Source organism: Hydrogenophaga sp. 70-12 (genome assembly GCF_001897365.1).
GTDB classification, from domain to species: Bacteria; Pseudomonadota; Gammaproteobacteria; order Burkholderiales; family Burkholderiaceae_C; genus Hydrogenophaga; species Hydrogenophaga borbori.
In genome coordinates this window covers 1-2541 of record NZ_MKSS01000159.1, presented here as the reverse complement: position 1 = coordinate 2541, position 2541 = coordinate 1, and the positions used below count along the sequence as shown (strand labels likewise).

Here is a 2541-nt window from a genome sequence, read left to right as displayed (position 1 = left end):
CTGGGCAGATCGTCCTGTTCGATCGTCGCCATGGCCACCCTCCATCTGGATGGGGCGCGAGTCTAGGCAGGCGACCGCGGGCGCCGATGGCGCGTTGCGCTTGGTTACAGGGGGGTGTCGTGGCGTCGCCGCATCCGCTGAGCGGCTTACCGTACGGGGGTATTTGTCAAGCCGCCGGTCGTTCAGCCGATGCGCGCCGCGTGCAATTGATCACGCGTTTTGAGGGCCGCCTGGCGCGCCGCGGCGGCGAAATCGTCGCCCGCCGAGGCGTAGAGGATGGCGCGCGAGGAGTTCACGACGACGGGGCCGGTGATGGCATCGCCCTGCACGCGCAGGCCCGCGCGCACGGTGGCCGCGGCGTCGCCGCCCTGCGCGCCCACGCCGGGGATGAGCAGGGGCAGCGTGGGCGCGAGTTCGCGCACGCGCGCGATCTCGGCTGGGTAGGTGGCGCCCACCACGAGGCCGAGCTGGCCATTGAGGTTCCAGGGGCCTTGCGCGAGGCGCGCCACGTGCTCGTACAGCAGGGGCTCGCCGGCGACGGAGGACAGGCGCTGCGCCTGCAGGTCGTCGCCGCCGGGGTTGGAGGTGCGGCACAGCAGGAAGGCGCCCTTGCCGTGGCGGCGCAGGTAGGGCTCCACCGAGTCGAAGCCCATGAAGGGCGAGAGCGTGACGGCGTCGGCGCCGAAGCGCTCGAAGGCCTCGATGGCGTACTGCTCGGCGGTGGCGCCGATGTCGCCGCGCTTGGCGTCGAGGATCACGGGCACGCCGGGCGCGGCGCGGCGCATGTGCGCGACCAGGCGCTCGAGCTGGTCTTCGGCGCGGTGCGCGGCGAAGTAGGCGATCTGCGGCTTGAAGGCGCAGACCAGGTCGGCGGTGGCATCGACGATGGCGGCGCAGAAGTCGTGGATGCGCGAGGCGTCGTTCTTCAGGTGCGCGGGGAACTTGGCGGGGTCCGGGTCCAGGCCCACGCACAGCAGGCTCGCGTTGTCGCGGGTGGCGGCCTGCAGCTGGTCGATGAAGGTCATGGGCCGGGATTTTAGGTGGGGGCCTCGGCCGCCCGCCCGGTGGACGGGATTTGGAACAACCGTACGATCGGCGGCATGCACTCGATATCGCGCCGGCAACTGGTTCTGCTCGTCCTCCTCACCCTGGTGTGGGGCATCAACTGGCCGATCATGAAGATCGGCATCTCGGGTTATCAGCCGCTCACCTTTCGCGCCCTGAGCATGTGGATCGGCCTGCCGGTGCTGGCCGGCGTGCTGTGGTGGCGCGGGGCGCCGTTCCGGATGGCGCGCGAGCACTGGGGCCAGCTGGCGTGGCTCACGGTGATCAACATGCTGTTCTGGCACACGCTGGCGGTGCTGGCGATCCAGTCGCTGTCCAGCGGGCGCGCGGCCATCCTGGGCTACACCATGCCGGTGTTCTCGGCCATCGTGGGCGCGGTGTGGTTCGGCCAGCGCCTGCCGGTGCGCGCCTGGGGCGGCGTGGCGGCGGCTGGCCTGGGCGTGCTGCTGCTGCTGTGGCATGAGTTTGTGCGCCTGTCGGGGGCGCCGCTGGCGGTGGGCATGATGCTGCTGGCCGCGGCGATGTGGGCCTGGGGCACCCAGCAGATGCGGCGCACCACGCTGCCCTACGACACGCTGACGATCTCGTTCTGGATGATCGCGCTGACCACGGTCTGGATGAGCGCCCTGTCCTGGCTGTTCGAGCGCGAGGCCTGGGGCGTGATGCCCGGCCCGGTCGTGTGGTGGGCCATCGTCTACAACGCGCTGGGCGTGTTCGCCTTCGCTCAGGTGGCCTGGCTGGTGCTGGCGCGCGACCTGCCGCCGATCGCGTCCACGCTGAGCGTGATGATGATCCCGGTGCTGGGCGTGTTCAGCGGCGCCTGGCTGCTGGGCGAGGTGCTGCACTGGCAGGACTGGGTGGCGGTGGCGCTGATCATGCTGGCGATCGCGGCCGTGCTATGGCCGGCGAGGCCGGCCGCGCCGGGCGCCGAGCCGCCGAGGGCCTAGCGCCCGCGCCAGGCTCTACCGATCGATCTCCATGGCCAGGCACAGGTCGGCCCAGGCCTTGGCCTTGTCGATGGGCGTGCGCAGCAGGTAGGCCGGGTGGTAGGTCACGATGACCGGCACGCCCTCGTAGCGGTGCAGGCGCCCGCGCAGGCGGCCGATCGGCTCGGTGGTCTTGAGCAGCGACTGCACCGCGAAGCGGCCCATGGCGATGATCAGCTTGGGCCGCACCAGCGCCACCTGGCGCGACAGGAAGGGTTCGCACTGCACCACTTCCTCGGGCGCCGGGTTGCGGTTGGCCGGCGGGCGGCACTTGAGCACGTTGGCGATGAACACGCCGCGCGCGTCCATGGCCTGGCGGTCGCGCCCGCAGGCACGCAGCATGGCGTCGAGCAGCTGGCCGGCGGGGCCCACGAAGGGCTCGCCCTGGCGGTCTTCCTGTTCGCCGGGGGCCTCGCCCACGATCATCCAGTCGGCCTCCGTGTGGCCGACACCGAACACGGTGTTGCGCCGCGACTCGCACAGGCCGCAG

Annotated in this window: 3 protein-coding genes; 1 reads left to right on the top strand and 2 read right to left on the bottom strand. The window is 71.5% G+C overall.

Annotated elements, in window-relative coordinates; genetic code table 11:
• Window positions 1-182: 182 nt before the first annotated feature.
• The gene (gene pyrF / locus BGO22_RS09645; protein ID WP_204743291.1) at window positions 183-1025 is read right to left on the bottom strand and encodes an orotidine-5'-phosphate decarboxylase; all 843 of its coding nucleotides are present in this window, start codon (window positions 1023-1025) and stop codon (window positions 183-185) included.
• A 75-nt stretch (window positions 1026-1100) separates the two neighbouring features.
• Here pyrF and BGO22_RS09640 point away from each other — a divergent pair, with 75 nt between their 5' ends.
• Window positions 1101-2012, top strand: coding sequence for a DMT family transporter (locus tag BGO22_RS09640; protein ID WP_070399470.1), 912 nt, complete (start codon window positions 1101-1103; stop codon window positions 2010-2012).
• Between the two features lie 15 nt (window positions 2013-2027).
• On the opposite strand, the gene BGO22_RS09635 is transcribed toward BGO22_RS09640, so the two are convergent.
• The coding region (locus BGO22_RS09635) for a uracil-DNA glycosylase (RefSeq protein WP_286850472.1) at window positions 2028-2541 on the bottom strand (514 nt) is incomplete at its 5' end.

Bases quoted from the DNA above. Each gene is read 5' to 3' on its own strand.
- pyrF (WP_204743291.1), bottom strand. From the start codon at position 1,025: ATGACCTTCATCGACCAGCTGCAGGCCGCCACCCGCGACAACGCGAGC.
- BGO22_RS09640 (WP_070399470.1), top strand. From the start codon at position 1,101: ATGCACTCGATATCGCGCCGGCAACTGGTTCTGCTCGTCCTCCTCACC.